The organism is Streptomyces sp. NPDC060366 (assembly GCF_042725135.1).
Taxonomy (GTDB): domain Bacteria; phylum Actinomycetota; class Actinomycetes; order Streptomycetales; family Streptomycetaceae; genus Streptomyces.
On record NZ_JBHXDC010000022.1, the window covers coordinates 17,464 to 38,105 of the forward strand.

17 protein-coding genes and 1 pseudogene are annotated in these 20,642 nt (G+C 71.1%); 11 read left to right on the forward strand and 7 right to left on the reverse strand.

The window, feature by feature from the left end:
• Positions 1–144: 144 nt before the first annotated feature.
• Entirely contained in the window at positions 145–1,506 is a 1,362-nt protein-coding gene (locus ACFWHU_RS33490) for a bifunctional o-acetylhomoserine/o-acetylserine sulfhydrylase (protein WP_385802188.1), read from the forward strand.
• Positions 1,503–2,678 carry a homoserine O-acetyltransferase gene (locus ACFWHU_RS33495; RefSeq protein ID WP_387229677.1) on the forward strand — a complete coding sequence of 392 codons (1,176 nt, stop codon included), beginning with the start codon at positions 1,503–1,505 and terminating at the stop codon, positions 2,676–2,678. The genes ACFWHU_RS33490 and ACFWHU_RS33495 overlap by 4 nt, the downstream gene beginning before the upstream one ends.
• Here the strand turns inward: ACFWHU_RS33495 and ACFWHU_RS33500 are convergent.
• Together ACFWHU_RS33500 and ACFWHU_RS33505 are read right to left on the reverse strand one after the other, a co-directional pair.
• On the reverse strand, positions 2,648–3,253 hold the full coding sequence (locus ACFWHU_RS33500) for a DJ-1/PfpI family protein (RefSeq protein ID WP_385802186.1): 606 nt from the start codon (positions 3,251–3,253) through the stop codon (positions 2,648–2,650). The two genes, ACFWHU_RS33495 and ACFWHU_RS33500, sit on opposite strands and share 31 nt — an antisense overlap.
• Positions 3,254–3,312: 59 nt before the next feature.
• Complete coding sequence (locus ACFWHU_RS33505; protein ID WP_387229608.1) at positions 3,313–4,284, reverse strand: GlxA family transcriptional regulator; 972 nt, start codon at positions 4,282–4,284, stop codon at positions 3,313–3,315.
• Positions 4,285–4,453: 169 nt separating this feature from the next.
• On the opposite strand from ACFWHU_RS33505, the gene ACFWHU_RS33510 reads away from it, so the two are divergent.
• Both ACFWHU_RS33510 and ACFWHU_RS33515 read left to right on the forward strand, forming a co-directional pair.
• Positions 4,454–5,644, forward strand: a complete 1,191-nt coding sequence (locus ACFWHU_RS33510) for a S8 family peptidase (protein WP_385802182.1) — start codon at positions 4,454–4,456, stop codon at positions 5,642–5,644.
• A gap of 165 nt (positions 5,645–5,809) precedes the next feature.
• Positions 5,810–6,154, forward strand: coding sequence for a hypothetical protein (locus ACFWHU_RS33515; protein WP_385802180.1), 345 nt, complete (start codon positions 5,810–5,812; stop codon positions 6,152–6,154).
• A gap of 170 nt (positions 6,155–6,324) precedes the next feature.
• Here the strand turns inward: ACFWHU_RS33515 and ACFWHU_RS33520 are convergent, their stop codons facing one another.
• On the reverse strand, positions 6,325–7,272 hold the full coding sequence (locus tag ACFWHU_RS33520; protein WP_385802178.1) for an FkbM family methyltransferase: 948 nt from the start codon (positions 7,270–7,272) through the stop codon (positions 6,325–6,327).
• Positions 7,273–7,486: 214 nt separating this feature from the next.
• On the opposite strand from ACFWHU_RS33520, the gene ACFWHU_RS33525 reads away from it, so the two are divergent.
• Entirely contained in the window at positions 7,487–8,374 is an 888-nt protein-coding gene (locus tag ACFWHU_RS33525; protein WP_387229611.1) for an LLM class F420-dependent oxidoreductase, read from the forward strand.
• Positions 8,375–8,528: 154 nt separating this feature from the next.
• On the opposite strand, the gene ACFWHU_RS33530 is transcribed toward ACFWHU_RS33525, so the two are convergent.
• Positions 8,529–8,933, reverse strand: a complete 405-nt coding sequence (locus tag ACFWHU_RS33530; RefSeq protein ID WP_147876182.1) for a nitroreductase family deazaflavin-dependent oxidoreductase — start codon at positions 8,931–8,933, stop codon at positions 8,529–8,531.
• Positions 8,934–9,329: 396 nt separating this feature from the next.
• Positions 9,330–9,725: pseudogene (locus ACFWHU_RS33535) on the reverse strand (hypothetical protein); the annotation flags it as partial.
• A gap of 350 nt (positions 9,726–10,075) precedes the next feature.
• On the opposite strand from ACFWHU_RS33535, the gene ACFWHU_RS33540 reads away from it, so the two are divergent.
• The 4 genes from ACFWHU_RS33540 to ACFWHU_RS33555 all read left to right on the forward strand — a co-directional run bounded on the left by ACFWHU_RS33540 (position 10,076) and on the right by ACFWHU_RS33555 (position 16,624).
• The gene (locus ACFWHU_RS33540) at positions 10,076–11,818 is read left to right on the forward strand and encodes a hypothetical protein (RefSeq protein WP_387229613.1); all 1,743 of its coding nucleotides are present in this window, start codon (positions 10,076–10,078) and stop codon (positions 11,816–11,818) included.
• Positions 11,819–11,958: 140 nt separating this feature from the next.
• Positions 11,959–12,786 (forward strand): nucleotidyltransferase domain-containing protein, encoded by an 828-nt coding sequence (locus ACFWHU_RS33545; protein WP_387229615.1) that lies wholly within the window; start codon positions 11,959–11,961, stop codon positions 12,784–12,786.
• 198 nt (positions 12,787–12,984) lie between these two features.
• On the forward strand, positions 12,985–15,042 hold the full coding sequence (locus ACFWHU_RS33550) for a bifunctional aldolase/short-chain dehydrogenase (protein WP_387229617.1): 2,058 nt from the start codon (positions 12,985–12,987) through the stop codon (positions 15,040–15,042).
• Positions 15,043–15,202: 160 nt separating this feature from the next.
• Complete coding sequence (locus ACFWHU_RS33555) at positions 15,203–16,624, forward strand: rhamnulokinase family protein (protein WP_387229679.1); 1,422 nt, start codon at positions 15,203–15,205, stop codon at positions 16,622–16,624.
• 32 nt (positions 16,625–16,656) lie between these two features.
• On the opposite strand, the gene ACFWHU_RS33560 is transcribed toward ACFWHU_RS33555, so the two are convergent.
• Positions 16,657–17,439, reverse strand: a complete 783-nt coding sequence (locus ACFWHU_RS33560) for a phosphodiesterase (RefSeq protein ID WP_387229619.1) — start codon at positions 17,437–17,439, stop codon at positions 16,657–16,659.
• Positions 17,440–17,823: 384 nt separating this feature from the next.
• Between ACFWHU_RS33560 and ACFWHU_RS33565 the strand changes: the two genes are divergently transcribed.
• Positions 17,824–18,783 (forward strand): TauD/TfdA dioxygenase family protein, encoded by a 960-nt coding sequence (locus ACFWHU_RS33565; RefSeq protein ID WP_385802276.1) that lies wholly within the window; start codon positions 17,824–17,826, stop codon positions 18,781–18,783.
• Between the two features lie 55 nt (positions 18,784–18,838).
• Here the strand turns inward: ACFWHU_RS33565 and ACFWHU_RS33570 are convergent, their stop codons facing one another.
• Positions 18,839–19,123, reverse strand: coding sequence for a hypothetical protein (locus ACFWHU_RS33570; RefSeq protein ID WP_385802166.1), 285 nt, complete (start codon positions 19,121–19,123; stop codon positions 18,839–18,841).
• A 180-nt stretch (positions 19,124–19,303) separates the two neighbouring features.
• Between ACFWHU_RS33570 and ACFWHU_RS33575 the strand changes: the two genes are divergently transcribed.
• The gene (locus tag ACFWHU_RS33575) at positions 19,304–20,503 is read left to right on the forward strand and encodes a PP2C family protein-serine/threonine phosphatase (RefSeq protein WP_385802164.1); all 1,200 of its coding nucleotides are present in this window, start codon (positions 19,304–19,306) and stop codon (positions 20,501–20,503) included.
• The last annotated feature ends 139 nt before the right edge of the window (positions 20,504–20,642 follow it).

Consider the following 20,642-nt stretch of genomic DNA (forward strand, 5'->3'; position numbering starts at 1 on the left):
GTTTCAGCTTCATGGCCATTCCCGCGCCGCGCTTCCGCCCTTGTCGGGACGGCCTTTACGGTCCAGTGGCATGCGCCGGTGTCTCCTGCCGCAGCGATCCACCGAACCCAATTCTCCGTCTCAACCCGTGCGAGGCCGCCACCCATGAGCCAGCCCGTCGACTCCGTCACCGCCGGACACACTCCCGACGACAGTTCCCGGCAGGACCCCGGCGCCGCGTGGTCCTTCGAGACCAAGCAGATCCACTCGGGTGCCGAGCCCGATCCGACGACCGGTGCCCGCGCCGTTCCGATCTACCAGACGACGTCGTTCGTCTTCCGGGACACCGAGCACGCGGCCGCCCTCTTCTCGCTCGCCGAACCCGGCAACATCTACACCCGGATCCACAACCCGACGCAGGACGTCTTCGAGCAGCGGATCGCCGCGCTGGAGGGCGGTGTCGCGGCCGTGGCGCTCGCCTCCGGACAGGCCGCCGAGACGCTCGCGATCCTCAATCTCGCCCGCTCCGGCGACCACATCGTCTCCAGCACCTCGCTCTACGGCGGCACCTACAATCTCTTCCGCCACACGCTCCCGCGCTTCGGCATCGAGGTGTCGTTCGTCGACGACCCGGACGACATCGAGGCCTGGCGTGCCGCCGTACGCCCCAACACCAAGGCCCTGTTCGCCGAGACGCTCGGCAATCCGCGCGGCAATGTCCTCGACGTACGGGCGGTCGCCGACGCGGCCCACGACGCGGGTGTCCCGCTGATCGTGGACAACACCGTGCCCACCCCGTATCTGCTGCGCCCCATCGAGCACGGCGCGGACGTCGTCGTCCACTCGGCGACCAAGTTCCTCGGCGGGCACGGGACGACCATCGGGGGCGTGGTGGTCGACGCCGGCACCTTCGACTTCGGCGCGCACGCCGAGCGCTTCGAGGACTTCCACACCCCCGACCCGAGCTACCACGGGCTGCGCTACTGGCCGGACCTCGGCCCGAGCGCCTTCGCCGTGAAGCTGCGTGTCCAACTGCTGCGCGACCTCGGCCCGGCGCTCTCGCCGCATTCGGCGTTCCTGCTGCTCCAGGGCGTCGAGACGCTCAGCCTGCGCCTGGAACGCCATACGTCCAACGCCCTGGAGCTGGCGCGCTGGCTGGAGCGGCGTGACGAGGTCGCCGCGGTGCACTATCCGGGTCTGGAGTCCAATCGCTGGTACGAGGCGGGCCGCCGCTATCTGCCGCGCGGCGCGGGCGCGGTCCTCTCCTTCGAACTGCGCGACGGGGTCGAGGCGGGCAAGCGGTTCGTGGACGCGGTGGGCCTCTTCAGCCATCTGGCCAACATCGGTGACGTACGGAGCCTGATCATCCACCCGGCGTCGACGACCCACAGTCAGCTCGACGAGGAGCAGTTGACCGCCACGGGCACGGCTCCGGGTCTGGTGCGGCTGTCGGTGGGGCTGGAGAACATCGACGACCTGAAGGCCGATCTCGAAACGGGGTTCCGCGCCGCCAAGGCCGCGTCCTGAGCACGACGCGGTCGACCGCGCTCCCCCTCCCGCCGGCCACCGGGGCCTGGCGGGAGGGGGATCCGCCGGGCCGCCGCGCCTGGGTGGCGCTGGCGGATCCGCTGCCGCTGGAGGGCGGTGGGTCGCTGCCCGGGGTGCGGATCGCGTACGAGACATGGGGGCGGCTCGCCGCCGACGGGTCGAACGCGGTGCTGGTGCTGCACGCGCTGACCGGTGACAGCCATGTCGCCGGCCCCGCGGGTCCCGGTCATCCGACGGCGGGCTGGTGGGACGCGCTGGTCGGCCCCGGCAGGCCGCTCGACACCCGGCGGTGGTTCGTGGTTGCGCCCAATGTCCTCGGCGGCTGCCAGGGGACGACGGGCCCCGCGTCGCCCGGACCGGACGGAGCGCCGTGGGGGGCGTCGTTCCCGTATCTGACGCAGCGTGACCAGGTCGCCGCCGAGGCCCGGTTGGCCGACGCGCTGGGCATCGCGCGGTGGGTGGCGGTCGTCGGCGGTTCCATGGGCGGGATGCGGGCGCTCGAATGGGCGGTGAGCAGGCCGGAGCGAACGGGCTCCCTGCTGGTACTCGCGTGTCCGGCGGCGGCGTCGGCCGAGCAGATCGCCTGGGGCAGCGTGCAGATCGAGGCGATACGCGCCGATCCCGGCTGGCGGGGCGGCGGTTACCACCGGGCCGGGCCCGGCGGTGGTCCGCACCGCGGGCTGGGTGTCGCGCGCCGGATCGCCCATGTGACGTACCGGAGCGAGCCGGAGCTGGCCACCCGGTTCGGCGGCGAGCCCCAGCCGGGTGAACACCCCTGGCGGGGTGGCCGCTACCAGGTGGAGTCGTATCTGGACCACCACGCCGCCAAACTGGTGCGCCGGTTCGACGCGGGCAGCTACGTCGTACTGACCGAGGCGATGAACGGCCACGACGTCGGGCGGGGCCGCGGTGGTGTCCGTGCCGCCCTGAGCCGGGTGCGGATGCCCGCGCTCGTCGCGGGTGTCGGCTCGGACCGGCTCTATCCGCCCGCGCAGCAGGCGGAGTTGGCCGCCGCGATACCCGGCTCCGAGCGGCTCCGGATCGTCGAATCGCCGTACGGACACGACGGCTTCCTGATCGAGACGGAGCAAGTCGGCGCGTTGGTCGAGGAGTTGCTGGGTCAGTACGGCAGCGGCTCGTCGGCCAGGTAGGGCGGTGCGGGCTCGTACTGGATGTAGCGGCGGACCGCGCGGGCGTGGTCACGCCCGTGGATCCGGCCGACCAGCCACAGGGCCATGTCGATGCCGGCGGACACGCCCTGGCTGGTGACCAGGTTCCCGTCCACGACGTAGCGGGCGTCGCGGACGACGGTGATGTCGCCGCGGGCCTGGAGTTCGTCCTCGAAGCCGTGATGGGTGGCCACGCGCCGGCCACGTGCGGGGCCCGCCTCGTGCAGCAGCAGCGACCCGGTGCACACGCTGGTGACCCAGTCCACGTCGGCCGCCGTTCTCCCGATCCACTCCGTCAGCGCGGCATTGTCCACCTCGCGGCGGGTGCCCCGGCCACCGGGGACGAGCAGCACGTCCAGGGGCGGGCAGTCGCCGAGTGTGTGGTCGGGCAGGACCCGCATGCCTTTGTTGCACCGGACCGGGCCGGGACGCTCGGCCACCAGGACGGCGGTGTCGGCCCGGTCGCGCAGCATGGAGGAGACGGTGAACACCTCCCAGGGGCCGACGAAGTCCAGCTCCTCAGCGCCGTCGAAAATCAGCAGTCCGTACGTGGTCATGGGCGGTCCTCCGTCGTCATGGCTGGTCGTGCGGTGTGCCGGGCGCCGGGTCCCGGTGGTCAGGCGTGGTCGTCGGTCGACCGGAACCGGTTCCGGTAGTCGGTCGGCGTCACACCGCAGTGGCGGTGGAACGCCCGCCGCAGTGACTCGGAGCTGCCGAGGCCGCAGCGGCGCGCGATCGCGGTGACCGGCTCGTCGCCGCCGGTCAGTGCCCGCTGGGCGGCCTCCACCCGTACGCGCTCCACGTACTCGGCGGGCCCCACTCCCAGCTCCGCGGTGAACCGGCGCTGGAGGTGACGGGGGCTCAGTCCGGCGCGGTCGGCCAGATCCGCCAGGGTGTGCGGCGCGCCGGGATCGGCGTGGACGGCCGCGACGGCGGTACGGATGGGGTCGGAAGCCGGCTGCGCGGACCAGAGCGGAACGCTGAACTGGGCCTGGCTGCCGGGTCTGCGCAGGAACAGTACGAGCTGCTGGGCGACGGTGTGTGCGGCCTCACGGCCGAGGTCGTCCTCGACGAGCGCGAGAGCCAGGTCCATCCCGGCGGTCACTCCGGCCGACGTCCAGACCTGTCCGTCGCGGACGAAGACCGGCCGGGTGTCGACGGTCAGCCCGGGATGCTCCCGGCGCAACTGGGCGTCCCGGCTCCAGTGGGTGGTGACGCGGCGGCCGTCGAGCAGCCCGGTGGCGGCGAGCAGGAACACGCCGCTGCACACCGAGGTGATGCGGCGGGCCGTGGCCGACGCCTCGGCGATCCACTCGACGAGGGCGGGGTCGCGCACGGCGTCGTCGACCCCGTTGCCGCCGGCCACGACCAGGGTGTCGATGCCTGTGGGGTCCAGGTCACCGATCCCGTGCTCGGCGTGTACGCGCAGCCCGCCGGCCGAGCGCACGGGGCCCGCGACGGGTGCCACGGTCAGGCAGTCGTATCCGGGGCCCGGCCGGCCCGCCTGCTGGAACACCTCGAAGGGTCCCGCGAGGTCGAGCGACTGGAATCCCTCGAAGATCACGAATACGACGCGTCGCTGCTGCACGCCGTCCAGCCTGCGCCGTGGGCGATGACGTCGTCAACGACGTACGGCCCACACATCACGCCATGGTCGCGAGCAGGCCTGTCACCGGGCGGGTCACCGAGAATTTGGTCGGGTGAACCCCCGCCCCGCCTGCTGATTAAGATAATTCGATCATGTTTGAGTATCTTTCATGAAAAATCGCCTGAAACTCAGCATGTTCCTGGTCGCCACGAGCTCCGTCGTGGTGGCGGCCGGCCCGCTGCCCACCCCGGTCCAGGAGGCCGCCGCGCAGCCCCACACCGCGCCGCTGCACCGCTCGGAGGCGCCGTTGATGGACCGCTACATCGTGTCCGTCGACGCCGCGTTCGACGCCACCAAGCTGCTCAACCGGGCAGGGGTGAAGCCCCTGTTCACGTACACGAGCGTGCTGAGCGGGTTCGCGGCGGAGCTGAGCGCCGCCCAGCTCAAGACCATCCGGGCGACGCCGGGCGTGACGGCCGTCGAGCAGGACTCCGAGGTCAAGGCGCTGGAGACCGTGCCTCCGGGCAGTCGCGCGGCCGCCTCGTCCTGGGGCCTGGACCGGATCGACCAGCAGGCGCTGCCGCTGGACGGCCAGTACACGGCTGAGAAGAAGGGCAAGGGCGTCACGGCGTACGTCATCGACACGGGCATCGAGTTCGGCCACGACGAGTTCGGCGGTCGCGCCAAGCCGGGCTACGACGCGATCGGCGACGGGCAGCAGGGCAAGGACTGCCAGGGGCACGGCACGCATGTGGCGGGCACGGTCGCCGGCCGTACGTACGGAGTGGCCCCCGAGGCCGACCTGGTGAGCGTCCGCGTCCTGGACTGCGTGGGCAAGGGCACCTGGTCGGGGATCCTGGCCGGCTTCGACTGGGTGGCCACCAACGCCAAGCAGCCGGCCGTGCTCAACGGCTCTCTCGGCGGCCCGAAGTCCACCGCCGTGAACAGCGCGGCGACAGCCCTGTCGAAGAAGGGTGTCCTGCCGGTCATCGCCGCCGGCAACGACGCGGTCGACGCCTGCTCCGTCTCGCCGGCCTCGGCGGAGGGCGTCGTGACGGTCGGCGCGACGGACCGGGAAGACAAGCAGACCAGCTTCTCCAACCACGGGAAGTGTCTGTCGCTGTACGCGCCGGGCGCCGCCATCGTGTCGGCCAAGCTCGGCGGCGGCAACGCCTCGCTGAACGGCACCTCGATGGCCTCTCCCCATGTCGCCGGCGTGGCCGCCCTCTACAAGGCGACGAACCCGGACGCCACTCCGGACGAGGTCGCGACCTGGCTCGGCGGCTCGGCCACCCAGAACAAGCTGTCGGCCGTCAGCGAGGGTTCGCCGAACCGGCTCCTGTTCACCAACGGCCTCTGACCCGAGAACGCCAGCAGCCGGGCGGAGACCCACATGGCGCACGAAGAAGCGTTTCAGCACTCCGCTGTTCGAGGGATCGACCGGGCTGTCCGGAGAACATCCGCACGGTCGGGGACAGGGTTTCGACGTCCTGTCTCACATCGCCCGCACCAAAAGGAGTTCCCTGTGCGACTTCGCACCAGTGTGGCCGCCACCGTCGGCGCCCTCGCCCTCGTCATCGCCCTGCCCGCCTCGGCCGGAGCGGCCGAGGGCGACTTCACCTACAAGCACGTCGACCAGGCCGGCGCCGCCCAGACGTCGAGCCTGGTGGACCCGCAGAGCCGCGAGTGCATCACGCTGCCCGAGGTCGGGGACGAGCGGACGGAGCCGGCGCACTCCCCCCGCAACAACACGGACGCCACGGCGACCGTCTTCACGGGCGTCGACTGTGAAGGCGAGCACTTCTCCCTTCGGCCCAACGGGGGCAAGGCCTCCGAGCGGCTGAAGGTCCGTTCGGTCGTCTTCAGCTGACCGGCTGAGCAACCGAACCACTGACCGGTGGACCCCGCCGGCCGACCGGGTCGGCCGGGTCCACCGACCAGCCGCCCCGCCACGAGCGTCCACGCACGTGCCGGGGCGGCGCCATGCGGGCCCGACCGGAGGGCAGGTGGGCGGCGGGCGGGAGTCGGGACCAGGAGCCGTCAGGCGTACCCCCTCTCCTTCGGTGTGAAGATCAGATTGCGGCTCTTCTCGGGGCGGTCGCCGGTGATGGGCACGAGGCTGCCGTCGGACTCCGAGATCCAGCGGAAGGTGTAGTCGAGTCCCTCGAAGGGCTCGGTGAGCTTGCCGAGGAGCGTCTTGTGCAGGGCTTCGAGAATGATCACCGGCCGGTCGCGCTCGATGACGCGCCGGGCTCCGGCCAGGACACTCGGCTCATGGCCCTCGACGTCGATCTTGATCAGGTCGACCGGGGTCTCCCCGAGAGTCTCGTCCACGGTGAGCAGATGGACCCGCGTGGTGAACGCGCTGGCCACCGGCTTGGCGAACTCCTCCAGCGAGGAGCCGGTGGAGAGCAGGTTCGACAGCGGGAAGCGGATGTTGATGTCGGCGCTCCCCACATGGTCCGAGACGCCGTTCTGGTGCAGCACGAGATTCTTCAGACCGTTCGCCCGGTGGTTGACGGCCAGCCTCGCGTGGATCGGCGGCACCGGCTCGAAGGCGTGCACCGTGGCCTTGGGGGCGGCCAGGGACGCGATCATCGCGTAGTAGCCGACATGTGCGCCGATGTCGAGGATCGTACGGCTGGTGGCGGCGAGCCGGCTCCAGTGGCGCAGGCTCGCCGACTCGTAACCGAAGCGGCCGTTCCACACGGTGTCGAGGGCGACGGCCTCGTCGTTCGCGCAGAACATCACGAACGGCGGGCAGTGCTCGGAGTCGATCTCGACCCAGCCGTGGTGCGGGAAGCCCTTGCGGTGCTTTGTGAGGATGTCGGAGGTGGTGACGGGCCTGACCTGCGCCGCCTCCCGCGCCGTCCGCCGGTTCGTCTCGTCGAGATCGCGGATCCGGGTTCCGATTCGCCCACCGGCCGGCCGGCCCGGCTGCGGCTTCCCGGCGCTCGCGATTGATGAGATCTTGCGGAGGATCTTCACTGGGCTCCTTGATGTCGTTCAGGTGGCCGGGGGGGTAGGCCGATGTTGTCGACACCGAGTGAGCGGCGGATGTTGGCGCGGTGAACGCGCGGGGAACCATCCCGTCCGGTCCACGGCCGAGGCTCAGCCGAAGACGCGCGAGGACCTCGCCGGCCGGTGCGACGGGCGGGCGCGGTGGGCGGGGCGCCGTCGGGGGCCTGGGTTAGCGTTCGGTATGCCCTCTGACAACAGCGCACGTTTCGGCAGGATCGGCATCTGGAGTTCGGCCCTGCACCCTTCCGACCCCGACGGCGTCGCGGCGGTCTCGACCGCGGTCGCCGAGCTCGACGCACTCGGATACGGAACGGTCTGGATGGGCGGCAGCCCATCGCTCGACCAGGTGGTTCCGGTCGTCGAGGCCACCCGGCACATCACCGTCGCGACCGGCATTCTCAGTATCTGGGAGCACGAGGCAGCGGCCGTCGCCGAGCGGACGGCTCGGATCCAGCGGGACACGGCGGGGCGCTTCGTCCTCGGACTGGGTGTCAGCCACGGCGGGTTCACGCCGAACTACGCGCGGCCCTACTCGACCATGGTCGAGTACCTCGACGCCCTGGACGTCGCGCCCGACCCGGTGCCCACGTCGGGGCGCGTCCTCGCGGCGCTCGGCCCGAAGATGCTGAAGCTGTCGGCGGAACGTGCGGCCGGCGCGCACCCCTATCTCGTCACGGCGGAGCACACGGCGGAGGCGCGGGCGACGCTCGGTCCGGACGCGCTGCTCGCACCGGAGCTGACCGTCGTACTGGACACGGACATCGACCGGGCCCGGACGGTCGCGCGCGGGATGCTGTCGATGTATCTCCAACTGCCCAACTACACGAACAACCTGCTGCGGCTCGGCTTCACCGAGGGCGACTTCGCGGACGGCGGCAGCGACCGGCTGCTGGCCGCGCTCTTCGCGCTGGGCGACCCCGAGACGGTACGCGGCCGTGTCGCCGAATACGTGGACGCCGGCGCCGACCATCTGGCGCTCCAGGTCCTGACCGGCGACCGCGCCAAGGACCTGCCGCTCGCCGAGTGGCGCACGCTGGCCGAGGCGCTGGAACTGACACCCCGAGGCTGATGAACCATCACGAGCCCGCCGATGTCAACGAGTTGATGTCGGCGGGCTCGTGTCGTGTTCTGGGGACGGAAAAGGCGCACGGCGGCGGCCCGGCTTCACGGAAGCGAAGACCCGGCCGGCTGCCGTCGCCGGCCGACGCGCACGGCAGGACCGGTCAGACGCGTTCCAGGACGACCACGGGGATCTCCCGGTCCGTCTTGGTCTGGTACTCGTCGTACGCGGGCCAGACCTCGGCCATCCGCCGCCACATCTCCGGCTTCTCCTCCGGGGTCGCGGTGCGCGCGCGGGCGGTGAAGCGGTCGCCCTTCACCTGTACCCGGACCTCGGGGTCGGCCTGGATGTTGAGGTACCAGAGGGGAGGCGAGTCGTCGCCGCCCTTGGAGGCGACGATCAACAGGTCGTCACCGTGGGTGCGGTAGATGAGGGGGGTGCTGCGCTGCTCGCCGCTCTTGCGGCCGGTGGTGGTGAGGATCAGCGTGGTCGTGCCGTTCTCCCACTCGTGCCCCACCTCGCCGTCGGTCTCCTGGTAGCGCTTGACGTGCTCTTTGCCGAACAGCATCTGCCGTCTCCTTACTTGGGTCTCGCTCTGCCCTTGGTACCCGCGTGCGGACACCCTCGGGCCCGTGCGAATCCGACCGTAGCAACGTCCGCGTGGTGGCGGCCGTTGCGCGGCGCGCGCCACGCGGCGCGTGGGTGATTCGGTGAACGGCGGTGCGGAGGAGGTTATTCCGATGTGTGGGTCCCGTGATTAGCGGGGCAGTCTGCCCAGTTGCAGCGTGTCGGCGAAGGAGTCTTCCCACGTACGCCATTTCCCCGGGACTTCCGAGGGCTTTACATATGCGTACGCGTAACCGTACTCACCCTCGTACTCGTGCGCCGCAGCGACAGGAGTGCGCTCGCGCGCGTGACTGCCGGCGCCCGCACCCTCGTAACGGTCGTGAATTTCCGACTCGTCGATCAATGAGGGGCTGGCGCGGTCCATCCGCAGCGCGTCGACCGATTCCGCGAGAAGTTCGTATTCCGTGGTTTCGTCACGCGTGGCGACTCGAATGAGATGGCCCGCCGCCAGATGTTCCGCGACACGGTCCTGATGGTCCTGGTTGTCGCGCCAGGCCCGCAGCATCTGGGGCACGTCAGGGACGTTGTCGGCCAGGGGGGCGAGCGCACGGGCGGGAAATTTGTCGTTCTCGGGGCTCGGATCGAGGCGTTCCGCAATCCACGTGGCCCGGTCCCGTAACCACCACAGTGCAAGTGACAGAGTGGGGGCGCGATACGTTCCCAGGGGTACGCCTATACGCTGGCCGCCACTGACTCCGTAGGCGGTGACATGGCACAGGAATTCATCATGCACGGCCGCTCTCCTCGCGCCGTTCATTGGTGGCCCGGTGGCCTGGGACGTAATGCTGGGTGGTGAAGGTACGCGGTGACGGGGCGATTCCCGGCGAGCGGAATGAATGATCCTTCGGGAGCGCCCAACGTATTATTATGTAGTTCTCCGACGCACTGTCACGCCATCATTCTGGCCAGAGTTGGAGTGTATTAATCCATCTCCCCGGCCGAAATTCCGCACGCGGGCGGAACGCCCGGCCGACCCCGGCGGACCTGGCGGCGGTCGCCCAACCGCCTTGCACCGCACCGACCTTGACGTTCACTGTATGGAGTAGCAGTGAAACGCTGCGGAACCGGACATCAGGGGGGCACATGGCAACGGGGAGAGACAGTGACGAGAAAGAGACGGGTCCGGACGGGGGTGGAGACCCGGGCGCGGGGACGGGTACGAACGCTGACGGACCCACCGACGCCGTACCGCCTTCGGTCCCGGCACGGCCTCTGACACCGCCCCCGCCGGCCCAGCCACCGGCCTTCGGTCCTCCTCCCCCGCCCCCACCGCCGCCGCTGCCCACCGGCCCTCCGGCCGCGTCCGGCCATGTCGCCGCCGTCGCGCTCCTCAACCTAACCGGCCTCGGGCTCGGTTACGCCCTGCTCCGTGACTGGGTCCGTCTCACCGTCAGCCTGGCCGCGACCGCGCTGTTCCTGCTTCTCGTCCTGCCCGCCGACACCGACGGCGTTCCGGGCCTGCTTGTCGCCCTCTACGCCTTGGTGCTGATAGGCGCGGCCCTCGACGGCGCCCGGCGCGCGCGTGGTCCGGCTCCGCGACCGCCGCTGGTACTCCCCGCCCTGCGGCCCGCTCTGGCCGTCGCGCTCGCCCTCGTACTGCTCGCGATTCCGGTGGGCGGTGCCGTCGCCTACCAGGCGGCCCAGGACGAGGCCGTCGAGCGGATGCTGCTCGACAGGCTCGCCAAGGCCGACAAGCAGGTCGAGGCGCTGCGCGACAGTGACCGCAAGGACAAGACCGCGGGATACCTCTCCGCCCTCGGTGTCTACCGTGAACTCGGCGAGAACGAGGGCGATTCGAGGGCCGGAAAGCTCGTGCCCGAGCGGCTCGCGACGTTCTACGACGCCGTGTCCCGCCCGTACGCGGAGAAGGAGTACTGCGAGGCCGTCGCCCCCCTCAAGTACCTGCGTGACGTGCCCGATTCGATCGACGCCGATCTGCTCGGCAAGCTGGCCAAGTGGCCCGACGAGCCGTTGGCCGTCTCGCTCCTGGAGTGCGGACGTACGGGACTGGCCGCGGGCGCGTCGGGGACGGACGGCGGCGAACTGGCCGAACTCATCTCCACGTTCCCCGAGTCGGCGCAGGCGGCGGCGGTCAAGCCGGCCGTCGACGCCGCCATCGGGCAGCGCGAGAAGAAGCTGGGCGGAGCCGATCCGTGCACGTCCACCACGGAGTTGGAGAACATCTCCGACCTGGTGAAGTCCTTCGAGACGGACACCGCGGCTCTCAAGAAGAGCGCGGCTTCGGCCGTTGAGTCCGGGACCTACGCCTGCGGTGTGGACCAGTTCAAGGACAAGCGTTTCGATCTCGCCCTGGAGACGCTGACGGCCTTCCGGTCCACGTACAAGAACAGCGACCGCAAGGACCGTGCGCGGGACATCGCCATCGCCGCCGAGATCGCCGCGGAGCGCGCGGCGGCAGGCAAGCGGCTGCCGCCGGAGAACGCGCCCGGCGGGGCCAGGCTGGAGGTGGTGATCAGCAACGACGCCTCGGACGCGGTGGAGATCCTCTACACGGGGCCCGTGACCGGCACGGTCAAGATAAAGGCGTGCGGCGGCTGCGAGAACTACTCCAGTTACGAGGCCGTCGACAAGGCGTGCAAGGACTCCGGCAAGGGCTATCCGAAGAAGACGCTGCGACTGCCGGTGGGCGACTACCACTTCCTGCTGAAGCACTCCGGAGACGCGGCCGACGACGTGACGAGCACGACGGACGGGATGTCGATCGATCCCGGCTACTCGTACACCTACTGCAGCTATGTGGTCGAGACGGGCCCGTTCGACTCCATCCGGCCGGTGGACCCGCTGGAGCCGCTGCTGTCCCGGTAGTACGGCGGGAGCGTCCCGTAGGATCTTCGGCGTGGGAATGACCTGAGCACACGAGCGTGGTCCGAGACCAGGATCCGGCCGCCCGGCTGTCACCGGGCCCCGTTCGTGCGCCGTCACCCAGGCCCAGGAGAGACCAGCCCGTGTCGTACGTATCGCCCGCCCCTGCCCTGAACCATCGCGTCGAGCGGCTGCGCGAGCTCGCCGAGGCCGAACCGCGCCTGGAGGGCGTGCTGTTGTACGGGTCGTGGACCCTCGGGGAGGCGGACGCGCATTCCGACATCGACGCGTACCTGTTCGTACGGGACGAGGACGCCGACAGCTTCGACGGGCGGGAGTTCGTCGGGCGGATCGCGCCGCTGAAGCTGGCCCACACCAATATGTACGGCATCCTCGCCGTCGTCTTCGAGGACTTGATGCGCGGGGAGTTCCACATCGATCCGGCGGGACCGGGCATCGATCTGATCCCGTCGTGGGAGGGGATGGTTCATCTCCCCGATCCCGATTCCGCCGTCCTCCTCGACCGCGAGGGCCGGCTGACCGCCGCAGCGCGCCGGCTCGCCGAGTTCCGGCCGCCGGAGCCGGTGGCCACCGCTCAGGAGCTGTGCGACGAACTCGCCAACTGGACACTGATGTTGGCCCATGTGCGGGCGCGCGGGGAGACCGCTCGCGCGTACAACCTGCTGCACGCCGTCGTCGCGCCGCTCCAGCTGAAGCTGTGCCGACTGCTGCGCGGTTCCACCACGCACTGGCTCACGCCGAGCCGTGCGCTGGAGTCGGATCTTCCGGAGGCCGACCGCGCGCGCCATCTCGCGACCACCGGCGGGGCGGGGCCCGGTGAACTCCGGTCGGCGGCGATGGAGAGCTGGCGGTGGAGCCGGGATCTGGCGGCCGAGGCGGCGGCGCGCTGGGGCACTCGGCTGCCGCTTCAACTGCACGACGAGATCGCGGAGTTGCTGACCAAGGAGTGAGTCGCGGCGGCATCCTCATGTGGTGGCGGTTCGACGGGCCGTGAGCAGGGCCGGCGGAGTGGTCGCCGCCCATGCCCGCGGTGAGCAGGAGTGCCGGCCCGTGCTGGATGTGACCTCCCTTGACACGCGTCCGCGCCGCCGCCTACCTTCTCAATGAATCGATTCATTCATCGATCAGGGATCGAAGGAAGCCTCTTGATGACGCCCTCCCCCGAAGCCGCCCAGCACTCTCAGGCCGCCGAACTCCTCGCGCGTTCCCACCGTCTGGGCGCCGACCCGCGCAACACCAACTACGCGGGCGGCAACACCTCCGCCAAGGGCTCGGCCCCCGATCCGGTGAGCGGCGCCGACACCGAACTGATGTGGGTGAAGGGCTCCGGCGGGGACCTGGGGACGCTCACCGCGCCGGGGCTGGCCGTGCTCCGGCTCGACCGACTGCGGGCGCTCGCCGAGGTGTACCCGGGTGTGGAGCGCGAGGACGAGATGGTGGCCGCCTTCGACTACTGCCTGCACGGCAAGGGCGGCGCGGCCCCCTCCATCGACACCGCCATGCACGCTCTGGTGGACGCCGCACACGTCGATCATCTGCACCCCGACTCCGGCATCGCGCTCGCCTGCGCCGCCGACGGCGAGGCACTGACGGCGGAGTGCTTCGGCGACCGCGTGGTGTGGGTGCCGTGGCATCGGCCCGGCTTCCAGCTCGGCCTGGACATCGCGGCGGTGAAGAAGGCGAACCCGCGGGCGATCGGCTGTGTGCTCGGCGGCCACGGCATCACCGCGTGGGGCGACACGTCGCGCGAGTGCGAGGAGAACTCGCTGACCATCATCCGCGAGGCCGAGCAGTTCCTCGCGAAGCGCGGCAGGCCGGAGCCGTTCGGCCCCCTCCTGGACGGGTACGGTCCGCTGCCCGGGGACGAGCGGCGGGCGCGCGCCGCCGCGCTGGCCCCGCTGCTGCGCGGGCTGGCCTCCACGGACCGGCCGCAGGTCGGCCACTTCACCGACAGCGAGCCCGTGCTGGACTTCCTGGCCCGCGCCGAGCACCCGCGGCTGGCGGCCCTGGGCACCTCGTGCCCGGACCACTTCCTCCGTACGAAGGTCCGCCCGCTGGTCCTCGATCTGCCCGCCTCCGCGCCGCTCGACGAGGTGACGGCCCGAGTCACACGGCTGCACGAGGAGTACCGGGCGCAGTACGCCGCCTACTACGACCGGCACGCCGACGCCGACTCGCCGGCGATGCGCGGCGCCGATCCGGCGATCGTGCTGGTGCCGGGCGTGGGCATGTTCTCGTACGGCAAGGACAAGCAGACGGCGCGGGTGGCCGGCGAGTTCTACCTCAACGCGATCAATGTGATGCGGGGCGCCGAGGCGGTCTCGTCGTACGCGCCGATCGACGAGTCGGAGAAGTTCCGTATCGAGTACTGGGCGCTGGAGGAGGCGAAGCTGCGGCGGATGCCCGCTCCGAAGCCGCTGGCCACCCGTGTCGCGCTAGTGACGGGCGCCGGGTCGGGCATCGGGAAGGCCATCGCGCACCGGCTCGCGGCCGAGGGCGCCTGCGTCGTCGTAGCCGACGTGAACGCACCTGCTGCGGCGGAGGTCGCCGGTGAACTGGGCGGCGCGGACCGGGCGGTGGCGGTCACCGTCGACGTGACCGACGAGGACGCGATCACCGCCGCCTTCCGCGAAGCGGTGCTCGCCTTCGGCGGGGTGGACCTGGTCGTCAACAACGCCGGGATCTCGATCTCGAAGCCGCTGCTGGAGACGACCGCGCGGGACTGGGACCTCCAGCACGACATCATGGCGCGCGGCTCGTTCCTGGTCTCACGGGAGGCGGCGCGGGTCATGACCGGGCAGGGGCTCGGCGGCGACATCGTCTACATCACGTCGAAGAACGCGGTGTTCGCCGGGCCGAACAACATCGCCTACTCGGCCACGAAGGCGGATCAGGCCCATCAAGTGCGGCTGCTGGCGGCCGAGTTGGGTGAGCACGGGATCCGGGTCAACGGCGTCAACCCGGACGGTGTGGTGCGTGGGTCGGGGATCTTCGCGGCGGGCTGGGGTGCGCAGCGGGCGGCGGTGTACGGGGTGGCGGAGGAGGAGCTGGGCGAGTTCTACGCCCGCCGGACGCTGCTCAAGCGCGAGGTGCTGCCCGAGCATGTGGCGAACGCGGTGTTCGCACTGACCGGCGGCGATCTCACCCACACCACCGGGCTGCACATTCCGGTGGACGCGGGTGTCGCAGCGGCGTTCCTGCGCTGAGGGGCGGAGAGGCCGGGTAGCTGAGAGAGCAGGGGGCACCACCGTGTCGTACACCGAATCGTCGACGTCCTCGGGACCTTCGGCTTCCCCGGGATCTCCCGCGCCCTCGGGATCCTCGGCTTTCGTCGCCGTCGACCTGGGCGCCACCAGCGGCCGGGTGATGGCGGGGCGGGTGGGCCGGGAAGGTCCTGGGACTCTCGATCTGGCCGAGGTCCACCGCTTCCCGAACAGACCGGTGCGGCTGCCGGGAAGCCTGCGGTGGGATGTACTCGCCCTGTACCAGGGGGTGCTCGACGGGCTCGGGCGCGCGGCCCGTACGTACGACGTCGCGTCGATCGGGATCGACAGCTGGGCGGTGGACTACGGACTGCTCGACGCGGACGGGCAGTTGCTCGGCAATCCGTACCACTACCGGGACGTCCGCACCGAGGGTGTGGACGAGCGTGTCTGGAACACGGTCCCGGCGGCGGAGCTGTACCGGATCACCGGGTTGCAGCATCTTCCGTTCAACACGGTCCTCCAGCTCGCGGCGGCCTCCGGCAGCGCTCAACTCGCTGCCGCCAAAACGCTGTTGATGATTCCCGATCTGCTGACGCACTGGCTCACCGGCAGTGTCGGCGCCGAGGCCACGAACGCGTCCACCACGGGTCTGTTCGACGCCCGTGCGGGCGACTGGTCGCCCGAACTGATGGACCGGCTTGGCATCGACCGGCGCCTGTTCCCGCCGATCCGGCGGCCGGGGGACGCGGCGGGGACCCTGCTGCCGTACGTGGCGGCCGGGACCGGGCTCCCGGAGTCCACGCCCGTCACGGCCGTGGCGTCGCACGACACGGCCTCGGCGGTGGCCGCCGTCCCGGCGACCGGGCCCGGTTTCGCGTATCTCTCCTGCGGTACGTGGTCGCTGGCCGGGCTGGAGCTGGCCGAGCCGGTGATCACGGAGGCGTCCAGGGCGGCGAACTTCACCAACGAGCTGGGCCTGGACGGCAGTTACCGGTTCCTGCGCAATGTCATGGGGCTGTGGCTGCTGTCGGAGAGCCTGCGCACCTGGGCGGACCGCGGGCTGCCGGCCGAGCTGGGGCCACTGATGGAACGGGCGGCGCGGTCGCGGCCGTTCGCGGCGCTGGTCGACCCGGACGACCCGGTGTTCCTCGCACCGGGCGACATGCCGGGCCGGATCGCCGCGTACTGCGAGCGCACCGGCCAGCGACCGCCCACCGACCAGGCGGCAACGGTCCGTTGCGTCCTGGAGAGCCTCGCCCTGGCGCACCGCGCCGCGCTGCGAACGGCGGCCGAACTGTCCGGCACGGACATTCACGTGGTGCACCTGGTGGGCGGTGGCAGCCGTAACGAGCTGCTCTGTCAACTGACGTCGGACGCGACGGGACTGCCGGTGGTGGCGGGCCCGGCGGAGGCCACCGCGCTGGGCAACGTCCTGGTCCAGGCACGGACGCGGGGGCTGGTGGGCGACCGCTCCGAGATGCGCCGACTGGTGGCGCGCACCCAGCGGTTGCGCCGGTACGAGCCTCGGGGCGACGGCCGCGCGTGGTCGTCGGCGGCGGCGCGCGTGGGACTCGACGGGTAGCCGGTCGGGGGGGGGGAACTGTCGGACCCGCCCTAGTATCCGGCGACCGGAGCCGCCGCGTGGCTGACAGGGACGGTGTGGGTGATCCACGAGGTACCGGCGAGCAGATGGAGGAGGAACGACGTCGGCTCGGGAAGGTAGCCGGGGACGCCTTCGCGCAAGGCCAGTCCGCTCTGGAGGAATGTGCTCGGGGCGATGGCGAGGGTGGTGTTCGCGTACGCGGTCGTGACCGGGCGGTGGACATGTCCGGCGAGCACGCGGGCCACGTTCGTGTGCCGTACCAGCACGTCCGACAACGCGTCACCGTCCGCGAGCCGCATCCCGTCCAGGAAGGGGATGCCGACCGGTACCGGTGGGTGGTGCAGGCACACGAACGCCGGGATGTCGGGCCTGCGGCCCAGGACCCCGTCGAGCCAGTCGAGTTGGGCCGCTCCCAGTCGTCCGCCGCCCTCGCCGGGCACCTTGGAGTCCAGGGCCACGAGAGTCAGGCCCGGCAACTCGGCCACGTAGTGGGGCTGTTGCGAACCGCCCATGAGATCGGTCCCGCCGAACTCGTCCAGCAGCGCGCCGGGTTCGTCGTGATTGCCCGTCACGAGGAACAGCGGCAGCGGGAAGCCGCCGATCACCTCGCGCAGTACCGCGTACTCCTCCGGCGCGCCCCGCTCCACCAGATCGCCGGTGATCACCACACAGTCCGGCCGTGGATCGAGGACGAGTACCCGCCCGAGCGCCCGGCTCAGCCCCGCCGCGGGTGCGCCGCCGAGGGGGCCGGTCGTGAGGTGGGGATCGCTGAGGTGTGCGACGGAGAGAGTCATACGCACACCCTGCCGAGACCGCCCCCTGGACGCCAGGGGTCGAGGGGCTCCCCTCGCCCCGTTGACCTCCCCTGTCACCCGGCTCGTCGCTGAGGTACGGTGCCTGCCATGGGCCCGTACTCGAACCACCGTGCAGCGGAGCCGCGTCGAAGCGGCCCCCGCGGTGAGTGCGCGCCCCGTGGCCTCAGCTTTCTGCTGCGCCGCGGCCGGGTGGGATCCCCGCCTCTCTGTTGCTGTCGCTGTCGCTGACCTTCGGTAGCGCCCGGCCCCGGCCGTACTGTCACGGACTCGACGGCTCTCTCGTCGGTACCGCCCCGGCGCTCCGCTCCCCTCGCCCTGCCCCACCGGTTCGTTCTCCCGAGGAGCCCTGTGACCACCGCCGCCATATCCGCGTCCGGAACCTCCGCCACGTCCGCCGTTCCCACCGCCTCCGGCGCCGCCGCTCTGCGCGATCCCCACATTCCCGCCGACGGCCTGTACGAAGGGCATCGGGAGCTGCGCCGCGTTCCCGAGGGCTGGGAGGACCGGCCGTACGAACTCTTCGGGCTCGTACCGCAGTCGAGCACCATCGGTGCCGAGATCCGCGGTCTGGAACTGTCGGTCCCGCCGTCGCCGGCCGTGCGGGACGAGCTCAATCGAGCCCTGCTGGAGTGGAAGGTGCTCTTCTTCCGCGGACAGCGCCTGACCTCCGACGCGCAGCGCGCGTTCGCCCTCAACTGGGGGCGGTTGGAGACCAATCCCCTGCTGACGGCCGGGGACAGCGACGACGTGGCGCGCTTCGACCGTACGGCCGTCCCGACCTTCGAGAACGTGTGGCACACGGACGTCACGTTCCGGGAGCGCCCCGCGCTGGGTGCCGTGCTGCAACTGCGCGAGGTGCCGCCCGCCGGCGGCGACACCATGTGGGCCGACATGGCGGTGGCGTACGACAATCTGCCGCGCGAGGTGAGGGACCGGATCGACGGCGCGCGTGCCGTGCACGACTTCGTGCCGGGCTTCGCCCGGTTCTACCCGGCCGAACGGCTCGCCTCGTTCCAGGACGTCTTCCCGCCGGTGGAGCACCCGGTGGTGCGTACCCACCCGGAGACGGGACGGCGGATGCTGTTCGTCAACGCGTCGTTCACCACTCGGATCGTGGGCCTCGAACGGGCGGAGAGCGACCGGCTGCTGCGGCTGCTCTTCCAGCAGGCGCATGTGCCCGAGTACCAGGTCCGGTTCCGCTGGCAGGCGGGCGACATCGCCTTCTGGGACAACCGCGCCACCCAGCACTACGCGGTCGCCGACTACGGCACGCATCGACGGGTCGCCGAGCGTGTCGCCATCGCCGGCGACCGTCCGTACTGATCTGCCGAGCCGCGCTGATCCGCCGTCCGTGCTGATCCGCCGCCCGTACGGATCCCTACCCCTCTTCGGTGAGGCCCGCGATGCGCTCGCGGTAGGCGGCGATCTCGCGTTCCGTGAGGGCGAGGCGTCCGGGGCCGGCCTGGTCGGCGGCGAGGAGGGTCGCCTGCTCCATGGCGCGGTACAGCGGCCCCGGCAGGTTCAGCAGGAGCTGTCCGTGCTCGGCGGTCTCGATCACCATCCATGAGTTCCGGTCGGCGGCACCCTCCCCGACGACGTTCGGCTCGATGGTGCTGGCGGCGACGACGGTCAGGACAGGGGGGATCGGGGTCTCTTCACTCATGCCTCCCTCCCTATCAGGGTGACTCCGGCGGTGCCCAGAGATCGCGGCGAGTTCCCCCTCACACAGCCCGTCCGGCCGACCTCGCGGCCCGCGTCGAAGTCCCGCCCGGCCTCCCCCGCTACTACGGGTGGCGCGGACCTGCGATGCTGGAAGGAGCCTGCCGGTGAGGAGGCAACCGCCATGCCGAGTGAGAGCGTGGCCCCCGGCCCTGGTGAGCGACTGCTCGAAGTGCTGCTCGCCGAGGCGCACGCGGCGGCCCCGATGGACCTCCCGTGGCTGGTCAACCGGTGTGCCACGGCGATCGGCCTTGATCGGATCGTGGTGTATCTGGTCGACATCGAGCAGCGGCACCTCGTCCCGCTCAGCAAGGGAATGCCCAGCCTCGGCGTGGACTCCACTACGGGCGGACGGGCTTATCGCACCCTTGAGCTGCGGATCGAGGAGTCGGAGAACGGCGTCCTCACCGCGTGGCTACCACTGATCGACGGAGCGGAACGACTCGGTGTGCTCGCCATCCGGACGGCCGTCCTCGACGCGGAACGGCTGCGCCGCTGCCGGATGATCGCGTCGGTGCTCGCGATGGCGATCACCTCGAAGAGGGCGTACAGCGACAGCCTGGCCCGGTACGCCCGTACGGAGCCGATGCAACTCCCCGCCGAGATGCTCCGCGCCTTCCTGCCGCCTCGGACCATCGGCAACGACCGCGCGCTGTCGACGGCGGTGCTGGAACCGGCGTACGAGATCGGCGGCGACGCCTACGACCACTCGATGACCCGTTCGACGCTGCACGTCGACATCTTCGACTCCATGGGCCACGACCTGGCGGCGGGCCTGACCACGGCCGTCGCGCTGGCGGGCTGCCGCAGCGCCCGCAGGGACGGCGGTGACCTCGCCGAGGTGGCCTACACCGTCGACAAGGCGCTGGCGCGCTGGCTGCCCGAGCAGTTCTGCACGGGGATCATCAGCCAGCTGGATCTGGCGGGCGGTCTGTTCCGGTGGTGCAACTGCGGGCATCCGCCGCCGCTGCTGATCAGGGGTGACCGCGTGCTGGCCGGTGCTCTGGACCGGCCGCCCCAGCCGCCGATGGGGCTGCGTGCCCGGTTCTGCGAAACCGCCCGTACGGTCCACGAGGAGCAACTTGAGCCCGGGGACCGGGTGTTGCTCTACACGGACGGCGTGGTCGAATCGCGGATCGGGGATCACACGGAATTCGGACTCGACCGCTTCACCGACTCCATCATCCGGGCGACGGCGGCCGGGGAACTCGCCCCCGAGGCGCTTCGCAGGCTCATCCACTCGATTCTTGACGCCCATGACAACCGGCTGCGCGACGACGCCACGCTGCTGCTCGTCGAATGGCGACCGCCGCCCCCGCGGTGAGCGCACGGCGCGGCGTGGGGGCCCCCGGCGTAGGGGGGCCCCCCCCCGGGGGGGGGGCACGGCGGGGCCGGGGGGGGGGGCGCGGCGGCCGCCCGGGGCCGCGGGGGGGGGTGCGGGGGGGGGGGGGGCGCGCCGGGGA

Excerpts from the sequence above, each read along its gene's own strand:
- ACFWHU_RS33490 (WP_385802188.1), top strand. The coding sequence starts at position 145 with ATGAGCCAGCCCGTCGACTCCGTCACCGCCGGACACACTCCCGACGAC.
- ACFWHU_RS33500 (WP_385802186.1), bottom strand. The coding sequence starts at position 3,253 with ATGACCACGTACGGACTGCTGATTTTCGACGGCGCTGAGGAGCTGGAC.
- ACFWHU_RS33510 (WP_385802182.1), top strand. The coding sequence starts at position 4,454 with ATGAAAAATCGCCTGAAACTCAGCATGTTCCTGGTCGCCACGAGCTCC.
- ACFWHU_RS33525 (WP_387229611.1), top strand. The coding sequence starts at position 7,487 with ATGCCCTCTGACAACAGCGCACGTTTCGGCAGGATCGGCATCTGGAGT.
- ACFWHU_RS33530 (WP_147876182.1), bottom strand. The coding sequence starts at position 8,933 with ATGCTGTTCGGCAAAGAGCACGTCAAGCGCTACCAGGAGACCGACGGC.
- ACFWHU_RS33540 (WP_387229613.1), top strand. The coding sequence starts at position 10,076 with ATGGCAACGGGGAGAGACAGTGACGAGAAAGAGACGGGTCCGGACGGG.
- ACFWHU_RS33550 (WP_387229617.1), top strand. The coding sequence starts at position 12,985 with ATGACGCCCTCCCCCGAAGCCGCCCAGCACTCTCAGGCCGCCGAACTC.
- ACFWHU_RS33555 (WP_387229679.1), top strand. The coding sequence starts at position 15,203 with ATGGCGGGGCGGGTGGGCCGGGAAGGTCCTGGGACTCTCGATCTGGCC.
- ACFWHU_RS33560 (WP_387229619.1), bottom strand. The coding sequence starts at position 17,439 with ATGACTCTCTCCGTCGCACACCTCAGCGATCCCCACCTCACGACCGGC.
- ACFWHU_RS33570 (WP_385802166.1), bottom strand. The coding sequence starts at position 19,123 with ATGAGTGAAGAGACCCCGATCCCCCCTGTCCTGACCGTCGTCGCCGCC.
- ACFWHU_RS33575 (WP_385802164.1), top strand. The coding sequence starts at position 19,304 with ATGCCGAGTGAGAGCGTGGCCCCCGGCCCTGGTGAGCGACTGCTCGAA.